The sequence below is a fragment of the Gordonia sp. LMA167 genome (assembly GCF_058130025.1).
In genome coordinates, this window is sequence record NZ_CM176708.1 from 4,468,280 (window position 1) to 4,487,237 (window position 18,958).

At 66.2% G+C, this 18,958-nt stretch carries 19 protein-coding genes; 13 read left to right on the forward strand and 6 right to left on the reverse strand.

What is annotated here, in order from left to right; genetic code table 11:
- Positions 1-157 precede the first annotated feature (157 nt).
- Together ACVT6V_RS20340 and ACVT6V_RS20345 are read right to left on the reverse strand one after the other, a co-directional pair.
- Positions 158-1,024: an alpha/beta fold hydrolase gene (locus tag ACVT6V_RS20340; protein ID WP_489895925.1), complete on the reverse strand. Its 867-nt coding sequence runs from the start codon at positions 1,022-1,024 to the stop codon at positions 158-160.
- 219 nt (positions 1,025-1,243) lie between these two features.
- Entirely contained in the window at positions 1,244-2,059 is an 816-nt protein-coding gene (locus tag ACVT6V_RS20345; RefSeq protein ID WP_489895926.1) for a shikimate 5-dehydrogenase, read from the reverse strand.
- A 57-nt stretch (positions 2,060-2,116) separates the two neighbouring features.
- On the opposite strand from ACVT6V_RS20345, the gene ACVT6V_RS20350 reads away from it, so the two are divergent.
- Both ACVT6V_RS20350 and ACVT6V_RS20355 read left to right on the forward strand, forming a co-directional pair.
- The gene (locus tag ACVT6V_RS20350; RefSeq protein WP_489900914.1) at positions 2,117-2,512 is read left to right on the forward strand and encodes an SRPBCC family protein; all 396 of its coding nucleotides are present in this window, start codon (positions 2,117-2,119) and stop codon (positions 2,510-2,512) included.
- 150 nt (positions 2,513-2,662) lie between these two features.
- Positions 2,663-4,033 carry a glycoside hydrolase family 183 protein gene (locus tag ACVT6V_RS20355; protein WP_489900916.1) on the forward strand — a complete coding sequence of 457 codons (1,371 nt, stop codon included), beginning with the start codon at positions 2,663-2,665 and terminating at the stop codon, positions 4,031-4,033.
- 19 nt (positions 4,034-4,052) lie between these two features.
- On the opposite strand, the gene ACVT6V_RS20360 is transcribed toward ACVT6V_RS20355, so the two are convergent.
- Entirely contained in the window at positions 4,053-6,407 is a 2,355-nt protein-coding gene (locus tag ACVT6V_RS20360; protein ID WP_489900918.1) for a Tex family protein, read from the reverse strand.
- A 168-nt stretch (positions 6,408-6,575) separates the two neighbouring features.
- Between ACVT6V_RS20360 and ACVT6V_RS20365 the strand changes: the two genes are divergently transcribed.
- From ACVT6V_RS20365 to ACVT6V_RS20410, 10 genes are all read left to right on the forward strand, one after another.
- Positions 6,576-8,189, forward strand: a complete 1,614-nt coding sequence (locus tag ACVT6V_RS20365) for an FAD-dependent monooxygenase (RefSeq protein ID WP_489895927.1) — start codon at positions 6,576-6,578, stop codon at positions 8,187-8,189.
- A 331-nt stretch (positions 8,190-8,520) separates the two neighbouring features.
- On the forward strand, positions 8,521-9,492 hold the full coding sequence (locus ACVT6V_RS20370; protein ID WP_489895928.1) for an MlaE family ABC transporter permease: 972 nt from the start codon (positions 8,521-8,523) through the stop codon (positions 9,490-9,492).
- Positions 9,493-9,494: 2 nt separating this feature from the next.
- On the forward strand, positions 9,495-10,355 hold the full coding sequence (locus tag ACVT6V_RS20375) for an ABC transporter permease (RefSeq protein ID WP_489895929.1): 861 nt from the start codon (positions 9,495-9,497) through the stop codon (positions 10,353-10,355).
- A 4-nt stretch (positions 10,356-10,359) separates the two neighbouring features.
- A complete protein-coding gene (locus ACVT6V_RS20380; RefSeq protein WP_489895930.1) occupies positions 10,360-11,382 on the forward strand; it encodes an MlaD family protein in 1,023 nt (340 codons plus the stop codon).
- On the forward strand, positions 11,379-12,395 hold the full coding sequence (locus tag ACVT6V_RS20385; RefSeq protein WP_489895931.1) for an MlaD family protein: 1,017 nt from the start codon (positions 11,379-11,381) through the stop codon (positions 12,393-12,395). Before ACVT6V_RS20380 ends, ACVT6V_RS20385 begins: the two co-directional genes overlap by 4 nt.
- Positions 12,383-13,366: an MlaD family protein gene (locus ACVT6V_RS20390; RefSeq protein WP_489895932.1), complete on the forward strand. Its 984-nt coding sequence runs from the start codon at positions 12,383-12,385 to the stop codon at positions 13,364-13,366. The genes ACVT6V_RS20385 and ACVT6V_RS20390 overlap by 13 nt, the downstream gene beginning before the upstream one ends.
- Positions 13,366-14,466 (forward strand): MlaD family protein, encoded by a 1,101-nt coding sequence (locus ACVT6V_RS20395; protein ID WP_489895933.1) that lies wholly within the window; start codon positions 13,366-13,368, stop codon positions 14,464-14,466. The genes ACVT6V_RS20390 and ACVT6V_RS20395 overlap by 1 nt, the downstream gene beginning before the upstream one ends.
- On the forward strand, positions 14,463-15,518 hold the full coding sequence (locus ACVT6V_RS20400) for an MlaD family protein (RefSeq protein ID WP_489895934.1): 1,056 nt from the start codon (positions 14,463-14,465) through the stop codon (positions 15,516-15,518). The genes ACVT6V_RS20395 and ACVT6V_RS20400 overlap by 4 nt, the downstream gene beginning before the upstream one ends.
- On the forward strand, positions 15,515-16,489 hold the full coding sequence (locus ACVT6V_RS20405) for an MlaD family protein (protein WP_489895935.1): 975 nt from the start codon (positions 15,515-15,517) through the stop codon (positions 16,487-16,489). Before ACVT6V_RS20400 ends, ACVT6V_RS20405 begins: the two co-directional genes overlap by 4 nt.
- Positions 16,490-16,495: 6 nt before the next feature.
- Positions 16,496-17,143 carry a hypothetical protein gene (locus tag ACVT6V_RS20410; protein ID WP_489895936.1) on the forward strand — a complete coding sequence of 216 codons (648 nt, stop codon included), beginning with the start codon at positions 16,496-16,498 and terminating at the stop codon, positions 17,141-17,143.
- Positions 17,144-17,205: 62 nt separating this feature from the next.
- On the opposite strand, the gene ACVT6V_RS20415 is transcribed toward ACVT6V_RS20410, so the two are convergent.
- Both ACVT6V_RS20415 and ACVT6V_RS20420 read right to left on the reverse strand, forming a co-directional pair.
- Entirely contained in the window at positions 17,206-17,469 is a 264-nt protein-coding gene (locus ACVT6V_RS20415; RefSeq protein ID WP_489895937.1) for a hypothetical protein, read from the reverse strand.
- Between the two features lie 116 nt (positions 17,470-17,585).
- Positions 17,586-17,999, reverse strand: coding sequence for a MarR family winged helix-turn-helix transcriptional regulator (locus tag ACVT6V_RS20420; protein WP_489895938.1), 414 nt, complete (start codon positions 17,997-17,999; stop codon positions 17,586-17,588).
- A gap of 87 nt (positions 18,000-18,086) precedes the next feature.
- Between ACVT6V_RS20420 and ACVT6V_RS20425 the strand changes: the two genes are divergently transcribed.
- Entirely contained in the window at positions 18,087-18,497 is a 411-nt protein-coding gene (locus tag ACVT6V_RS20425; protein ID WP_489895939.1) for a hypothetical protein, read from the forward strand.
- Between the two features lie 46 nt (positions 18,498-18,543).
- On the opposite strand, the gene ACVT6V_RS20430 is transcribed toward ACVT6V_RS20425, so the two are convergent.
- Positions 18,544-18,933, reverse strand: a complete 390-nt coding sequence (locus tag ACVT6V_RS20430) for a rhodanese-like domain-containing protein (protein ID WP_489895940.1) — start codon at positions 18,931-18,933, stop codon at positions 18,544-18,546.
- Positions 18,934-18,958: the final 25 nt, after the last annotated feature.

The following is an 18,958-nucleotide window of genomic DNA, read 5'->3' on the forward strand; positions in this document are numbered from 1 at the left end:
GAGGAGCCTCGTTGCTTTCTGCTTTGGCCTGGCGCCACGGACTCGATCCGTGAAGGGCGCCCTACGAGACTCAAGACCTTTGGGACAGCAATGCATCGCGTCGGCGCCCTCCAGTGTGCCAGATACCCCGGCCCCTGGCACCCCTCGACGCCGCGGGTCAGCCCATCCGTCGGACACGAGCCGGGGAGGTGTCGAGGAAATCCTCGAGTATCTGCACGACCTCGTCCGGCGATTCGGCATGCGGATAATGACCGACGCCGGGCAGCACGGCGAGGCGGCTGTCGGGGATCGCCTCGTGTGCCGCCTCGCCGTGTGCGACCGGGATGATGTTGTCGCGCTCACCCCAGATCAGCTGGGTGGGCAGGGACGCGTTGAGATAGAGCCGGTTGAGCGCGCTGACGGCCTGCCCGCGATGATCGACCACGGATCGCAGGGTCCGCAGGAACGCCTGCCGCGTGGCACCATCCGAGAGCGATGAGTAGGCGCGCCAGGTCTGATCGGCCCGTGGCGAGTGAATCCCCGCCGCCGACGCCCACGAGCGCAGCTTGTCACCCACCCGCAGAACCGGTTTCGGCGCGATGATCGGCAACAGTAGCTCGGCGCCGGGTGCCGCCAGCAGACGTAGCATCCAGCTGACGTCCGGCCCGAGTCCACCGCTGCTGATCAGCACCAGACGCTCGCAGCGATCGGGATGCTGATAGCTGAACTGCATCGCGATTCCGCCACCCAGCGACTGGCCCACCACGGTCACCCGCTCGACCTCCAACTCGTCGAGCAGATCACGGAGAAAAGCGGCGAACGCGCCCAACGAGTAATCGCCGCGAGGTTTGGCCGATTCGCCGTGCCCGGGGAGGTCGGGAGCAATGACCCGGTAGCGGCGCGACAACGCAGGCAGGATCGCGTCCCAGGTGGTCGCGCTCCCGGCCATGCCGTGGATCAGGAGAATCGCGTCCCCGGAGCCGGCGTCGCGGTATGCAACCCGGTCGCCGTGCAGGTCCAGGTGGTGGTAAGAGGTCACTGACATCACTCCCAGGCGGTTTGGTCAGAGTCGAGATCGGTCAGGCCACGCCCTGGGGACCGATGAAACCACGAACATCGGATCTCGGCTCTGCCCCCCGAACGAGACGTCGTCGCCATGAGACGGGATGCACCGATTGTCATCGTGAGTACGGACGCGGTCAACGTGAACCGCGTCGCCGCACGTCACCAGGGGTCTGGCGGCGCGCCCGGCGCCCGGGCGCAGTCACTCGGAGCGCGAGAACTCCGACGCCCGGGTCACCTGGTCGGCGGTGATGGCGACCCCGGTGTAACGCTCGAACTGGCGTGCCGCCTGTAGCGCGATGACCTCGGCGCCGGTGATCACGCGCTTGCCCGCGTCCCGGCCGGCCCGGATCAACGGCGTCTCACTCGGAAAGGCGACGACGTCGAAGACGACGTCGGCGGCCGAGATCTGCGATCGGTCGAATGCCAGGGCACCCTCATCGGCTCCGCGCATCCCCAGCGGAGTGACGTTCACCAGAATCGATATGGCCGCTTCCGGCACCGTGGACGCCCAGACATATCCGTACTTCGCCGCCAACGCCGATCCCGCGTCGGCATTACGCGCGACGACTGTCACCTGATCGAAGCCGGCACCGCGAAAGGCGGCGACGACGGCCTTGGCCATGCCGCCGGATCCGCGGATCGCCACCGATGCCGACAGGTCGAGGTCGTGCTCGGCGATCAGCTGTGCGACCGCCTCGTAGTCGGTGTTCGATGCGGTGAGCCGTCCGGCATCATTGACGATCGTGTTCACCGATTCGATGGCCGACGCAGACGGCTCCATCTCGTCGACGAGCGGGATCACCGCCTCCTTGAACGGCATCGACACCGAACAGCCCCGAATCCCCAACGCACGCACCCCACGGATGGCGCCGTCGATGTCGTCGGTGCCGAACGCCTTGTAGATGAAGTTCAACCCGAGTTCGTCGTAGAGATAGTTGTGGAACCGGGTGCCGATGTTCGACGGGCGTCCCGACAGCGAGATGCACAGGGTCATGTCCTTGTTCAGGATGGGCATGCGGCAACCCTAACCGCCGCGGCGCCCGACACAACTACGCTCGCCGTCATGAGTGAGATGCGCAGTCGTCATATTTCCGTCGTCATCGGCGCCGCCCCGGACGATGTCTACACGTTTGCCGCTGATCCGCAGAATCTGCCGACGTGGGCATCGGGATTGGCCTCCGGCGTCCGGGTCGATGGCGATGACCTGATCACGGAATCGCCGATGGGCCGGGTACGGGTCCGATTCGCGCCGCCGAATCCGTTCGGAATCCTCGACCACGATGTGACCCTTCCCAACGGTGCCGTCGTCGCCAATCCGCTCCGCGTCATGGCGCATCCCGACGGCTCCGAGGTCGTGTTCACCGTCCGCCAACGCGACCTCGCCGACGACGAGTTCGATGCCGACTGTGCTGCGGTGGCGCACGACCTCGCAGCGCTGAGGGATGCGGTGGTGGCCGGCCTGCACTGACGCTCAGATCGTCGCGCCCCGGCGCGAAGCCCGTGAGACCAGATCGTGACGTCGTCGTGCGCCAAAACACGATACCAATGATTCACAATTACCCCATTGGTCACATTGGTAACATCCGTCACAGTCGGAGGTCATGTGCGGCGACGATTCATGCACGGCGCTCATCTCTCGCTCGTGGGTGTCCTCGCGATATCCGCGTGCCTGCTGGCGACGACGCACAGGGCGGGCTACGCCGACGCGGCCCCGTGCGGCAATGGGGGCTTCGGTTCCAGCATCCCCGACACCGGATCGTTGGGCTCCAGTGGTTCGCTGGGGTCCAGCGGCTCATCGGGGTCCAGCGGCTCGAGTGGTTCGAGCGGTTCCCTGGGTAGTTCGGGCATACCGAACATCGGTCCGCAAGGCCCGTTGTCGCCGTACGTCGGCTTCAGCACCCGTTCGGTCGCGTGGGTCACGGGCCCCCTCAGCATCAACAGGACGTTCAGCCGTTTCGCCATCAGCGGCACCGACCTCGGCGTCAGCTGGGACAACGGCCGTGGGCAGACCCTCATGGCCTTCGGCGACACCTTCGGCAACTGCAATGCCGTCGGCCAGCAATGGCGCCACAATGTCCTGCTACGGACCGATGACGACCGCCTCGCGGACGGGATCCGGGTACCGGACGGAATCGCCGGTGACGTCCGCTCGGGGTCGGTCATCGCGCCCGGAGAGCCGAACTATGCCCAGGAACTCATCCCGGCGCTGGGAATCTCCGCCATCGAGGTCACCACGATCCCGACCGCCGCAATCTCGCTTCCCTGGGGATCCGGCTTCCGGCAGTTCATCAACTACATGTCCGTGCGCTCCTGGGGATCCGCGGGCAACTGGGTGACCAACTTCTCTGCGATCGCCTATTCGGACGACAACGGCCAGACGTGGCAGACCGACCAGAGCACGATCCTGATCAACGCGCCCGTCGCGCTGAACCTGCCGACGGCGATGCCACCGATCGAGTACAACAACGGAAAATACCAGCAGAACGCCTACGTCAAGGGGCGCGCCGACTCTGCCGCGGACAAGGACTACATCTACCAATTCGGCACGCCGAACGGACGATTCGGCGCCGCGTTCCTGGCACGCTTCAAGCCCGCGGACATCTTGTCGCTCGATCGATATCAGTACTGGGCCGGCAAGGGCCTCGGATGGGTCGACGACATCACGCAGATCCCCGACGACGGTTCGGCGATCGTCGTGCCCCAACCCGTGACCGAGTTGTCGGTGGCATTCAGTCCCTACCTCGGCAAGTACGTGATGCTCGACGGCGACAACGGCATCCGCCTACGCACCGCCGAGCACCCCGAAGGACCGTGGAGCGCGCCGACCTACATCGTGACGCCCGGCGCCCTCGTGGTGTACGGCCCGATGATGCTCCCCAATTCCCCTGCACTCCAGGGAAGTTCGAAGGACCTCTACTTCAACGCATCTCGGTGGAGCGACTACAACGTCCTGCTGATGCACACCGATCTCAGCCGCGTACCGAAGTAGCGACAGCACTCGCCACGGCCTACTTCCCGAAACCGGCGTCGCGCAGGGCCTGTGCCATCGATCCGCTCGGCTGAGTGCGATTGCCACCTCGTCCACCGTCACGTCGCCCCTTGGCGCCTCCCTGCCGTTGGTTCGACCGTTGTCCACGGCCCTGTCCGCGATCGCCTGCCGCCACCTTCGACGGGCCCTTGCCGGCGCCGCCACGAGGCTCGTCGTCCAGCCGCAGACTCAGACCGATGCGCTGCCGTTCCACATCGACGTCGACGACCTTGACGCGAACCACCTGACCCGATCGGACCACCTCATGCGGATCGGACACGAACTTGTCCGACATGGCCGAGACATGGACCAGGCCGTCCTGGTGCACGCCGACGTCGACGAACGCGCCGAACGCGGCAACGTTGGTCACGACGCCTTCGAGCACCATGCCGGCCCGCAGGTCGGCGACCTTCTCCACTCCCGCGGCAAAGGTGGCCGTGGCGAACGCCGGACGCGGGTCACGACCCGGCTTCTCCAACTCCGCGAGGATGTCGGTCACCGTGGGGATACCGAAACGGTCGTCGGCGAACTCTGCCGGGCGGATCGCGCGCAGGGCCCGTGAATCGCCGATCAGCTCGGTGATCGCCAGACCGGAACGGTCCAGGATGCGGCGGACCACCGGATAGGCCTCGGGATGCACACCCGACGAATCCAGCGGGTCGTCCCCCTCTCGGATGCGGAGGAATCCAGCACACTGCTCAAATGCCTTGGGCCCCAGACGCGGAACGTCGAGCAAGCTCTTTCGGCTACTGAACCGGCCGACCTTGTCGCGGTGGTCCACGATGGCCGCGGCGAGGCCCGGGGTCACCCCGGACACCCTCGACAGCAACGGGACCGACGCGGTGTTGAGGTCGACGCCGACGGCATTGACAGCGTCCTCCACCACAGCGTCGAGGCTCCGGGCCAGCGTGCCGGGCGTGACGTCGTGCTGATACTGGCCCACGCCGATGGACTTCGGGTCGATCTTCACCAGTTCGGCGAGCGGGTCCTGCAACCGTCGGGCGATCGACACCGCGCCGCGCAAGGACACATCGAGCTGCGGCAGCTCCTGTGACGCGTACTCCGACGCCGAGTACACCGAGGCGCCGGCCTCGCTGACCACCGCCTTTGCCGGCGCGGTCGCCCCGGACGTGCGGATGTCGTCGATCAGTTCGGCCGCCAGCGCATCTGTCTCCCGGGACGCGGTACCGTTGCCGATCGCGATCAGCTCGACACCGTGCCGAGCGACCAGGGCGGCCAGGGTCGCCTTGGCCTGGTCCCACTGCTTCTGTGGCTGATGCGGGAAGACCGCGCAGGTGTCCAACACCTTGCCGGTCGCATCGACGACCGCAACCTTGACCCCGGTGCGGAACCCGGGGTCAAGCCCGAGCGTGGGCCGCGTACCCGCCGGCGCCGCCAACAGCAGATCCTTGAGATTCGTCGCGAACACGGCGACGGCGTCGGCCTCGGCGCGCTGTCGCAGCCGCACCCTCGCCTCGATCGACGCCGAGACCATCAACTTGGTGCGCCAGGCCCACCGAGCGGTTGTCACCAGCCATCGCGTCGCAGCCCCGGGGTGGGAGCCGTCGATGCCCAGCGTGGCCGACACCATGGCCTCATAGCCGTCGTCATCCCCGCCATCGAGGGTCAGGGTGAGTGCCTCTTCCTTCTCACCGCGCAGAACAGCCAGCACCCGGTGTGACGGCATCGACTCGAGTGGCTCCGAGAAGTCGAAGTAGTCCCGGAACTTCTGCGCGGGAGCCGCCGTCTGAGCGGCCTCCGAGCGCGCCGCGGTGCGCATCGAACCGTCGGCCCAGAACTTCTCTCGTATCGCGCCCACCAGTTCCGCGTCCTCGGCCGCTCGTTCCACCAGGATGTGGCGAGCACCGTCGAGTGCGGCGCCCGAATCGCCGACCGCCTCGCAGACGAACTCCGCCGCCACCTCATCGGGCACCAGCGACGGATCGGCCAGCAGCCGGTCCGCCAGCGGCTCGAGACCCGCCTCGCGGGCGATCTGCGCCTTGGTGCGGCGCTTGGGTTTGTAGGGCAGGTAGATGTCCTCGACGCGAGCCTTGGTCTCGGCGGCGAGCAAGGCCGTGCGCAACTCGTCGGTGAGCTTGCCCTGTTCCTCGATGGAGGCCAGCACCGCGTCCCTGCGTTCGTCGAGCTCACGAAGATAGCGGAGTCGCTCGTCGAGTGTGCGGAGTTGCGCGTCATCGAGGCTGCCGGTGACCTCCTTGCGATACCTCGCGATGAACGGCACCGTCGAGCCGTCGTCGAGGAGCCGCACCGCGGCGGCGACCTGGCCCTCCCCGACCGACAGTTCCTCGGCAATGCGTGCGTTCACGGACTTCACAGCTGAGCTCGAATTCACCTCGTGGACCCTACCGAAGTCCGGTGACACCGGCCCGCAGGCGTCGCCGCGGCGGCGACCGCCGACTGCCGAAACGGCCGAACGCCCATGGTCACCGTCGGTGTGCGGCGATAATCGAGGGCGCCGATGGCCCGCGGAAGGGTGAAACCCATGAACGATGTCGACGTACTGGTGGCCGGTGCCGGACCGATCGGCCTCACCGCCGCGATCGAACTCCGTCGCCGCGGTGTGCGCGTACGGATCGTCGATCCGCTGATCGAGCCACCGCAGTACGCGAAGGCCGTAGGCGTGCAGCCGCGTACTCTCGAGGTCTTCGAGGGCATGGGCGTACTGCGCGACATCCTCGACGCCGGCCTCGAGATGCGCGGACAGGTCGTCTACGTCAACGGGACCGAGGTCTCCCGGATCGACCTCGAGGTGCCCGACGACGTCCCGTTCCGCTTCCACTCGATACCGCAATACGAGACCGAGCGGGTGCTGCGAGGGCGACTCGCCGATCTCGGCACCACCATCGAGCGCGGATCCGGCCTCACCGGGTTCACGCAGGACGCGGACGGTGTCACGGCGACCCTGTCCGGACCGGGCGGTGAGGAATCGCTCCGGGCCGGCTACCTCGTCGGCTGCGACGGGGCCCACAGCGTTGTCCGGAAGACGCTGGGCCTCTCCTTCGAGGGTGCGGCGTTCGAGGAGCAGTACATGCTGGGCGACGTCGCGGTGGACTGGTCGCAGCCACGTGGTTACGGGGTGCGGTCGATGCACCAGACCGAGGGGGTCACCGATGACCTGCTGGTGTGCATCCCGCTGCCCGGCCATGGCCGCTACCGCATGTCCATGCTGGTGCCCGACGACCTGGCGGCGCAGCCCACCGTCTCCCCGGACGGAATCGCCCACGGCTTCGAAGGTGCACGCACACCGGAGCTGTCGCACATCCAGGCCGTGGTCGATCGACTCTCGCCGGAGCCGGCCACCGTCTCCGACCTCCGATGGTCCTCGGTGTTCCGGATCAGCCACCGGATCGTCGACTCCTATTCGAGAGGAAGGGTTTTCGTCGCCGGCGATGCCGCGCACATCCATCCGCCGACCGGCGCCCAGGGGATGAACACCGGCATTCAGGACGCCCACAATCTTGCCTGGAAACTCGCTCTGGCGGTGCAGGGCGCGGCCGCGGACGGTCTGCTCGCGACATACGACGCGGAACGACGTCCCGTCGGGGAGGAAGTGGTCGGCAGAACCGTCCGTAGCGCGCGGGAGGGGATCGGCGCGGACGCCACCGACCCCCGGTACATCATGCGCCGCGAGGCGCAGCTGCTCATCCGCTACTCCGACAGTCCCATCGTCGGCTCCCCGTCGGGATCGGCCGGTCCGCAACCCGGAGAACGAGCGCCCGACGCCGCCGGGTTGTCCCGCGAGGTGGTGAACTTCGGACTCCGTCTGTACGCACTTCTCGACCGACGTGATCACACCTTGCTCCTCTACGCCGGCGACTCGGCCGGAGCCGGCGACGTCGGCACCTTCGAAGCAGTCGCGGCGGAGGCGATCGCGGCCGCGCGCGGACGTCTCGGCGTCTACCTCGTCGCATCACCGGAGGCCCAGGTCGGCAGTACCGTTCTCCCACTCATCCGGGACGCCGACGGACTGTTCGCCACCGGGTACCGGCCGGATGGGAACTCGGCCTTCATCGTCCGCCCCGATGGCTATCTCGGGTATCGAGGCGGCGTCGACGGCGGTTCGGTGACGAAATATGTGGCCCTGACCTTCGGTTGACCCGGCGTCGGCACAACTCGCACCACCGGCGCTCGCCGATGCCGCCCTCCCCATGGCCGACAAGCGCACCTTGAAACCCACACAGCACCACCCGCCAGGTGTCACTAGCCTTACCGTTGCATTTCCAGTATCTTCGACTGCACATGGATTCCGCCGGGCAGCAGCACACCTTCACCGGGGCGTGCGCGATCGGGACAACCGACTTGGACAAGTTTACCGAAAGCACTACCGGAACCCTTTCCCCAATTGTTACGGTGCATGCTCAGCGGGCAGCGTCGGCCCCACCGGTGCCCGGCGATGCCGCCGCAGGCAACTTCGCAGGGAGGACGAGATGGTCGTAGGGGACCCACACGTCACCGCCTTCTCGGCCGGGTCCGCGACCGCCACGTCCTCGGCCACCGACACGGACACGGCCCATGACGAGGGGGCACCGGCCGGCACGCCTGCCAACGCCGCGGGTCGAGGACGCGGTGACCTACTGGGAGCAGATACCGCACCTCAATCACCTGGACACCGACGGACAGGGGTAGTCACCACGAGCCTGAATACCCTCGGCCGGGCCGTACGGATGGGGTTCGAGGCGTTGCGATTCGGTATCACCGACCTGGTCACGATGCGGTTCCAGTGGCGCGAGACACTCACTCAGGCGTGGTTCATCATCTCCGTGACAGCGATCCCCGGCATTCTCATGGCGATCCCGTTCGGTGTCATCGTCTCCGCGCAGGTCGGCAATCTCGTCTATCAGCTGGGAGCGAACTCGCTCATCGGCGCCGCCGGCGGGCTGGGCGTGATCAAACAGGGTGCGCCCGTCGCAACCGGCCTGCTGCTCGGCGGAGCCGGAGCAGCCGCCATCGCGGCCGATCTGGGGGCACGCACGATTCGCGAGGAGGTGGACGCGATGCGGGTCATGGGGGTCAACCCGGTGCAGAGGTTGGTCGCGCCCCGGATCGCCGCGATGGTTCTCGTCGCACCCCTGCTGAACATACTCATCATCGCCATCGGTATCGGCGCCGGCTACATCGCAGCGGTGGCCGCACTCGATGTCGCTCCGGGCAGTTACTGGATGTCGTTCGGCGCGTTCACTTCTGGCATCGATGTCTGGGTCTCACTGGCCAAATCGATCATCTTCGGCCTGCTGGTCGTGGTGATCGGCTGCCAGCGCGGACTCGAGGCGCGCGGCGGACCACGAGGTGTCGCCGACGGCGTGAATGCGGCCGTCGTGCTGTCGGTCGTCTCGATCATGGTCGTCAACACCGGCATCACCCAGGTCGTCAACATGTTCTTCCCGATGAGGATGGGGTAGCCATGACCGCACCGTCCTCACACAAACCCTTGCGGCCCTTGACGTCGCTGCCGTCGCGTCTGCACCTCGGTGCCGCCGTCGACACGATCGGGTTCGCAGTCGCGTTCACCTGGCAGGTCTTTGCCTCCATCCCGCTGACGCTGCGGCAGTACCGCGCCCAGACGATGCGGACCATCACCGACATGACCTGGGGCCGAGGTTCACTGATCGTGGGCGGCGGGACGGTCGCGGTGATGGTGGTGATGGGCGCGGCAGTCGGCGCCTCGATCGGGATCGAGGCCTACACGGCATTGGAGTTGGTGTCGCTCGGACCGCTGAGCGGCGTCATCTCCGCCTTCGCCAACACGCGCGAGCTCGCCCCGATCGCGGCAGGAGTCGGGTTCGCCGCACAGGCCGGCTGCCGGATGACCGCCGAGATCGGGTCGATGCGGATATCCGAGGAGATCGACGCCATCGAGGCACTCGGAGTCCGATCCGTCGGATTCGTCGTCACCACCAAGGTCATCGCGGGCGTGGTCTCGATGATCCCGACGTTCATCATCGCGCTCGTTGTCGGATACCTGTCCACCCGACTGATCGTGACCACCTTCCATTCGGAGCCGTCCGGGGTCTATGACCACTACTTCACCCAGTTCGTGGTCGGCTGGGACATGGTCGCCGCGGTGATCAAGGTGTTCGTCTTCACTGTCGCGATCATCCTGATCCATTGTTACCAAGGATTTTTCGCGACCGGAGGCCCGGAAGGTGTCGGCATGGCCTCCGGACGTGCGATACGTGCCAGTCTGGTCGCCATCATCGCGTTGGACATGCTCATGACGATCGTCCTGTGGGGCTTCCAGTCCCCGTTGAGCTTCACGGGGTGAGGGCGTGCCCGCATATGGACTGCCCGGTGTCGCGACGTCCCGTCAGGGGGCACGGATCATCGGCTTCGTCGTGGTGATCGCAGTCGTCGTAGCGGTCGTGGCCTGGCGGGCGGTACCGTCCGGCAGCCCCACCGGCCCCGGCCAGATTTCGATCACACTGGTCACCGACGAGGTCGGCGAAGGTGTGGAACCGGGCACCGAGGTGCGTCGCGACGGCGTCCGGATCGGTACGGTGCACTCCATCGATCGGTCGGGAAACACCCAGCACCTCACAGTGTCATTGGACGACACCGCGGTGTCCGGGCTAACCGACACGATGGCCATCGACTATGCACCGGCAAATCTCTTCGGCATCACGCAGATCAGTGTGCACACGGGGACGGGTGGTGCCCCGCTGGTCGACGGAGCGGAGGTACGCCTCACCGGCGCCGATCGCGTCCATGACGCGACGACCTCGACCCTGCTGCTGTCCCTCGGGCAGTTGACGGGTGACGTGCTCACCCCGCGACTGGCCGGCCTCATGGACCAGATCGCCCGGGACACAAGAGCATTCACTCCCCTGCTGCAAGCGATCGTCGTCACCGTCGAATCGATCGCCGACACCCAGAAGATGCCGTATGCCAAGATCGTCGACGGCCTCGGGGAAGCCTTCCTCGGCCTTCCGTCGACACTGCACGGTGGACTGGTCCTGCTGGACTCGGTCTACAACGAGCCGTACCTGGAGTCCCCGGTCCGGCGGGCGAATTTCGACGCGACGATCAGCATGTTGGGCACAAAACTCATCCCGTCGGTGGCCGGGCTGCTCAGGTCGATCCGGCCGTACTATTCCGGCCTCGCCCAGGCCCCCGTGCCCCTGCTCGATGCCGTCGCCGACACGGTCGGAGGGCCGACAACCGGTTCAGACCTCGGACTGTTGCTCACCCGGTTGTCGCACTCCTTCCATGACTCACCGGCCGGTCCGATACTGAATCTCGCGGTCGAGCTCAACAGCGGTGTGGCGACCCACGCGTCCGGAGGACGCCCGTGAGATCCATTCCGTCACTCCTGCTCCGGGTCGGTGCCTTCGCCGCCGTGATGATGCTCGTGCTGTTCATGATCTTTCGGACCATCGAACGGCCGGTGGCCGACGCAAACGACACCTTCACGGCGGAGTTCACCGACGCCAACGGCCTCCATCCCGGCGATGATGTCCGGCAGTTCGGTGTCGCGGTCGGGAACGTCACGACGATCAGTCTCGACGGGACCAACGCCCGGGTGGTGTTCACCATGCAGCCGTCGCATCGGCTCACCACCGCCACCGTCTTGGCGATTCGGTACCAGAACCTCACCGGGCAGCGCTACATCGACATCCAGCAGCCGTCGCAAGCGGGTTCGACGTCGCCGAGTTCGGTACCGCTGACGACCGGTGCGACGATCGACACATCCCACACGGTCCCGTCTTTCGACATCACCACCCTCTTCAACGGGCTGCAGCCGGTCTTACGGGACCTCTCTCCCGCCGACCTCAACAAATTCACCGGAAGCCTCCTGGCGGTCGTCCAGGGCGAGGGCGCCGGCATCGGACCTGCCCTGGATGCCATCGAGAAGCTGAGCGAGTACACCACCGACCGCCAAGCAGTCATCTCGACCCTCGTGCACAATCTCGCAGCGGTCTCCGATGAGATAGGCGGCAGGTCGGGTCACGCCGTCGCGCTGATCAACGAACTGACAACTCTGTTCGTCAACCTGGACAGGAAGCTTCCCGGACTTGTCAGCTTCGCAGCTCAGATCCCACCCGTCCTCGATCCACTCGACCATCTGATGGGCCAGATCGGTCTGGTCGGCGACCCGAACCAGCCACTCGACCGATTGATCAACCAGGCATTCGGCGATCCGGAGGCCGCGGTCGACACCCTCAACCGGCTACCCGGACTTCTCCAGTCGTTGGCGGCACTCACACCGGGGTCAGGTGGGTTCGCCTGCAGCAAAGGCACAGTCGACCACGGACGTGCGATCGACGTCCTGTTGGGCGGGCAGAGGATCACGATATGTCGAGGATGATCAACCGGCGAAGCCGGAGTGGACACCAGCGCAACGACCACCGGTGGTCGGACCTGCGCTGGGGCATCGCAGGACTCGCAGTCCTCGTTGCAACAGCGCTCACGATCGTACTGATCAGCACGATCGATCTCGACAGCCACGAATACCGCGCGCAGACGACCGACGCCGGTTCCATCAAGGTCGGGGACGACGTCCGGGTGGCCGGCATCAACGTCGGCTCGGTCACCGCGGTCGATCTCGGTTCCGACCATGTCGACGTGCGGTTCATCGTGAAGGACACGGTCTTTGTCGGCGCCGAGTCCACCCTCGCCGTACGTATGCTCACGGTTGTCGGTGGCTACTACCTCGCCCTGACGCCCGCCGGGACGGTGCCGCTGAGTGATCAGACGATTCCTCCACAACGAGTCCTGTTGCCCTATAACCTTCCCGAGCTCTTTCAGGACGCGGTGACCCCCCTCGACGACATAGACGGCACCACGATGCGCAAGACACTGGCGCAACTTCAGTCCGCAACGGTGGCCAATCCGTCGTCGATACGGCGTGCCATCGACGCCACAGGCACCATCGTGCAGCTGCTCAACCGGCAGAACGCCGACATATCCCGAACATTGGCGATGGCCGACGAGTACGTGACCGCGATCAACGGCATCAGATCTCAGTTCGGCCGGATCATCGCGAGCTGGAACAGCCTCGAGGACAGTGCCGAGGAGTCCATGCTCTCGGTCGGCTCCGCACTGAGCACGGTGGCCCGGCTGCTGGCGCGTCTGAGTCCGATCGCACGACAGTGGAACAGCAAGTTCCGGCCGATGGCCGAAGCGTTGTCGAGATCGGTACCCCCGTTGCAGGAGCTCGCGGCGAAGTTCAACGAGTTCCTCGAGTCCGTCCGCCGGATCGGCGGAGAACTACGGGCATTCGCCGATGACCCGCAGCCTGCGCGGATCTGCATTCCCGCCCCCGGAAGGTCATGCTGATGATCCGTCGAATCTTCCGGTCGCGACTGCTCGTCGGCATCGTCGTCGTGGCAACCATCGCCGGCGCGGGTATCTCGATGTATCGCGCGACTGTCACGAAGGAATCGACGACCGCCTACTGCGCGCTGATGCCCGACAGCATCGGTCTCTACAACGGGAGTGCGGTCACGGTGCTCGGTGTGCCCGTCGGTCACGTGACTTCGGTCGAGCCCGACGGCACGAGGGCCCGCGTCGACTTCCAGATCACCGTCGATCGACGGCTGCCCACCGATGTGGGCGCGACCACGCTGTCACAGACCGTGATCGCCGATCGACGTCTCGCACTGATCGGGACCGAGCCCGGTCACGACGAGCCGGCATGGAAGCCGGACGATTGCATCACCAAGACGACGACACCCAAATCGATCACGGAGACACTCGCCGCCATGTCGAGTCTGGCCGACGAACTCAACGGGGCGGACGATCCGACCGAAAAAGGAGCTCTGGCAGGCGGTTTGGCCGAGCTGGAGCGGTCGACGGCGGGTACCGGAGATCAGATCAACGCAATCGTCATGGGCCTGGGGAAGGCCTTGAACTCCCCTGACGCGGCCATCGGACACATCGGCGCGCTGCTCGATGCCCTCGCCGATCTCTCTTCGGCGGCAACCAACGGGTGGGGCGACATCAAGCGGATGCTGACCCGCCTACCACGCACGATGGACTCCGTCGACGAACACCTCATCGGTCCTTCTGTGGAGATCATCGACCGGCTTCGCGACGTGCTGCCGATGTTCAACGACATCACCACCCTGTTCGGCGGCACCATCATCCGACAGATCCAGTCGATCCAGAACCTACCCGCGATGATCGCGGCCGGAGTCACCTCACTGGGACAGACACTGCAGATGATCCCGGTCTTCACCGGGGCCTTCGAGAAGGCGATCGACCCGATGACCGGACATCTGTCGCTCACCTACACCCCGCCGCCGGACGTCACCCCGGCCGCGGTGCAGACCGCGCTGTGTGGCCTCACCTACGCCACCAACCCGAGCGCATGCAGGGAGCCGAAGCCGATCACCGATCTGATGCCCTACCTGCTCGGTTCGGGGGCGCACCGATGACGACGCGGAATTGGCGGCGGCGAGCCGTCGCCATCGGTGCGGTTGCCGTGACCCTCGCGACCGGCATCACGGGCTGCAGCACCGACCTCGTCGGCACGGCCATCCCGGTGGTCGGCTCCTCCGACCGAGGCACCTATCCGCTGCACGTCCAGTTCTCCAATGTGCTGAATCTGCCCGCAGGGGCACCGGTCGTCGCCAACGGCGTTCAGGTCGGCACGTTGACCGGGCTGCACGTCGAGGATGCCGCATTCGTCGTCGCCGACATCGCTGTCGACGACGGTGTGGACCTGGCCCGCAACACCACCGCGATGCTGCGCCAGGCAGCGCCGCTGGCCGACGTCCACATCGCACTGCGCACACCGACAGATGCCTCGACCGACACGCTCCGGCCCGGCGACACGATCGGGCTGAAGCAGACCACCGAGGCACCGCAGATCGAGGACACACTGGCCGGGTTGGCGACCGCCACCGGCAACGGGACCTTCACCAATTTCATGGCCACGGTGCGCCAGATGAACCAGGCGTTCCCCGATGACATCCGACGGACCGCCCGCATGTTCGACGTCATCGGCAGGGATCTCGATGATCTGGCCGCTCATCAGGATTCGATCACCAAGCTCCTCGACGGGATGACCGCCACGACCGGTCAGGTGATCGACGAGAAGGACCGACTGCAACCACTGCTGACCTCGCACGGGGTCACGCACACCACCGAGGCCATGAGTTCGATCGTCGGCATCCTGTACATCCTCACCGACCTCGGTCAGATCGCCCCGCCGGCCCAGTGGCTCGCGCCGATGCTCGGCTCAGCGGATCGGGCCGTATCGGCGGTGATGCCGATGCTCTTCTCCAGCAATCCACTCGACACCACCGCACCGTCCAACCTCCGCAGGCTCACCGACCTGATCCGCGACGACCTGATCCCCTTCGTCGCATCGGGAGCGAAGGTGGACATCTCCTCGCTCTCGACCGGACACGATGTCTCGATGTCGGCGAACACGCAGAGCGCACAGATGATTCGCGTGCTCCGAATGATCGGTCTGGTCCGATGAGCAGGGGTTCGACGCTCTCGCTCGTGGCGATCGTCGCCGTCCTCATCACCGGCATCTCGTACTTGACGTTCGGTGTGCTCGGCGTCGCCCCGCTGCAGCAGGCGTCGTCGGCCACATTGGTGATGACCAATTCGGGCGGCCTGGAGGTCAATTCGCCGGTCCTGATCACCGGTTACGAGATCGGGAGCGTCACCGATCTGCGCGTCGGACAGGCCGGGGTCGAGGCCGACATCCGTTACCGCACCGAGTATCCGATCCCGACGTCGAGCATCGTGAGCGTCGCGACGCTCTCCGCCCTCGGTGAGCCCTATCTGGAGTTCACTCCGACGACCGAGGGCGGCCCTTACCTGGGGGATCGTCAGGTCGTCGACACCCGGCAGACCACGAAGCCGGTGACCATCGCCGAAACCGCCACTCGCGCAGTCGACATGCTGGACCAATTCGATCCCGCGGTGATCTCACGACTCGTCGACACCATCGACACGGCATTGGCCGGAACCGACACGGTGATCCCCACACTCGCACGATCGACCCGCCTGCTCGCCGAGACACTGATGGCCCAGAATCCGCAGTTCGAGAAGCTGCTCACCAGCCTGCAGTCCGTCGGAGACGATCTCGCCTGGCTCGGACCGACACTCGAAGAGGGCGGCCCGGCGTGGGCGTCGGTCGGCGACCGCGTCATCAGTCCCCTGGCCACCTCGATGGGCGCACTCACCGACGAGCGCGACCCGAGCGTCTACACCACCGGAGACGGACTGATTCCGTTCCTGCACCGCACCAATGACCTGCTCGTCGAACTCGGCCCCAGCCTCGAACCGCTGGCGCCGATACTGCAGCCGGTCATGAGGAACGCGGCCACCGGCCTGGCCGGTCTGAACATCGGCGTGCTCGTCACCCAGGCACTCGGGACGGTCGGCGCCGATGGGGCGATCCACCTTCAGCTCGATATTCGACAGCCCCAACCGAAGTGAGGAACCATGTCCACAACGACCAGCGAGTCTGACACCACGACCGACACCACAGACACGGTCGAATCCACGACACCCGAAGCGCCTGAGCGATCCTGTGGCCCCGATACCGCGCCGAGCGATGTCACACGGTCGCGCCGACAGCTGTCCGTGTCGGTGTCGACCGTTGTCGTCGGAATTGTCATCGCCGCATTGCTGGCGGCCTGCTGCACGTTTGCCGGCCTCTGGTTGTCCGCGCGCTCGACGGTGTCGGCCGCCGAGGCCCGAGCGGCCGACACCCGGCACGCCGAACAGGTGGCCACCGACTACGCGGTCGGCGCCGCCACCACCGACTATCGCGACCTCAGCGCATGGTTCGACAAATTGAAGAGCAACACCAGTCCCGCACTGTCGGCAAAGTTCGATGCCACCGCACCACAACTCCAGCAGATCTTGACCCCTCTGAACTGGGTCTCCACTGCGTCTCCGATCACCTCCACGGTGTCATCGAGTGCCAACGGTGTCTACCAGGTCGACGCATTCGTCACTGTCAGCTCCACGAGCAAGCAAGCGCCCAACGGCGCGAAGACCACGGTTACCTACAAGGTGACCGTGGACGGCAACAACGGGTGGACGATCACCGACGTCGGCGGACTCGACGGCGGCCTGCCGAACTGAGGTCTGCTGCTGTCACGCCCGGCTCACACGCTGCCGGCAGGACATCCGGACCTGTGCGCAGCTCACTTCCCCGGATGCCGGTACTCGTACCGCACGTCGGATATCGTGCCACCCTGCTCGACCGAACCCAGAACGTGCCGCCACACCGAATCGGCTTCTGCGAGTAGAACATCAGTCGCGCGCAGGATCACCGGGTGCGAATCGCCGGCGACCACGGTCGTGCGGGAGTGACGGGCTCGACGCACCGTGCGGTGCGCGACGATGTCGCCTGTCGAGGGCAGGGGGTCTGCCCCGGAAGCCGGGTGGAAGAGAATGTCCCACTCCATGGCCCACCTTGGCTCCGCCACGAAGAAACGTGACTGCGCAGAAGTCGAATGACGCCGACAGTAGCCCGTCAGATGTTCGATTCGACTGGCCAAAGTCAACTCCGAGTCACCGCCGGTCACCCCAGGCGGCGGATCAACTCGAGGAACACCGCACGCTCCCGCTCGTCGAGAGGTGCGAGAAACTCACTCTGCACGCCGCCGAGCACCTCGCTCAGTCGCTGCAACTCGATCCGACCCGCATCGGTGATCCGCACGACATTGCGTCGACGATCGTCGGGATCGCCCATGCGAACCGCGAATCCGGATTCCACGAGCAGCCCCAGCGAAGTCGCCACGTCGCTACGGTCGAGCGACGCGGCCCGACCGAGGTCGGCCTGGCTGACCGGTCCGATCTCATCGAGTGCGGCCAGGACGCGGAAGTAATAGGCCCGCGACCCCGCAGCGGTGAACGCGCGCTGCAATTCGGCATGCGCACGCAGATGCGCGCGGCTCACCAACCATGTCGCCTGATCGTCGAGGCGTCGCACCATGGGCCCATCATAACAAGTCGTTGGCCGCACCAACGAAATCAGGGTATCGTTGGCTATGCCAACGATTACTGTGACAAGGAGCCCCCGATGATCCCGTTCGGACCCCAACTCATCGGCCAGACGGAGAAAACCCTCAACGCGCTGCTGACCATCGCGCTCGGCGGCGCCGACATCTCCGAACAGGAGTGGGTGACGCTGCGTCTCGCCGACCAGAACGAGCACCGACGACCACTTCCCGAACACGTCCGCGACATGACCGGGATCGCCGGTGCCGAGACTCTCGTCGACGGCCTCACGGCGCGCGGTTATCTCGCCGACGGAAGCCCGACCGAGCTCGGTCGGGCATTCCTGGATGCCACTGGCCGGCGGATCACCACACTGACCGCGCCGCTCTGGGCCAGTCTCTCCGACGACGACGTCGCCGCAGCGACCCGGGTGCTGAATGCGGTCGTCCTTCGCGGCCGCGAGATCGCCGCGGGTGCGACCGTCCCACGCTGACCGCGCAGCCGGGGTCCCCCGTCGTCGACACCGCGACGAGTTCCGGCTACCCCGTGTCCACCGGAAGTCCGGTTCGCTCACGCGCCGCGTCGATACCCCCGGCGTCCGTGACATCGGTGAAGCCCTGTGACCTCATGATCGCGACGGCACGCGCGGATCGGTTCCCGGTCCGGCAGTACACGATGTACGGCGCATCTTTGGGCAATGTGGAAATCGCCTCCGCGAATGTCCCCGACTCCAGGCTGATGTTGCGGGCCCCCTGCAGATGTCCGGCCGCATACTCGGCCGGGGTCCGCACGTCGATGACAACCGCGCCGGTCGACAGAGACGACGAGGTCGTCTCGGCGGTGGTGTTCTCCGATGAGGTACCGCACGCCGCAAGGAGGACCGTGCCGACGAGTATCGACAACAGGATTTCGGCGATGCGGGCGCGCACACGTCCATTCTGCCTCCGCGCAGTA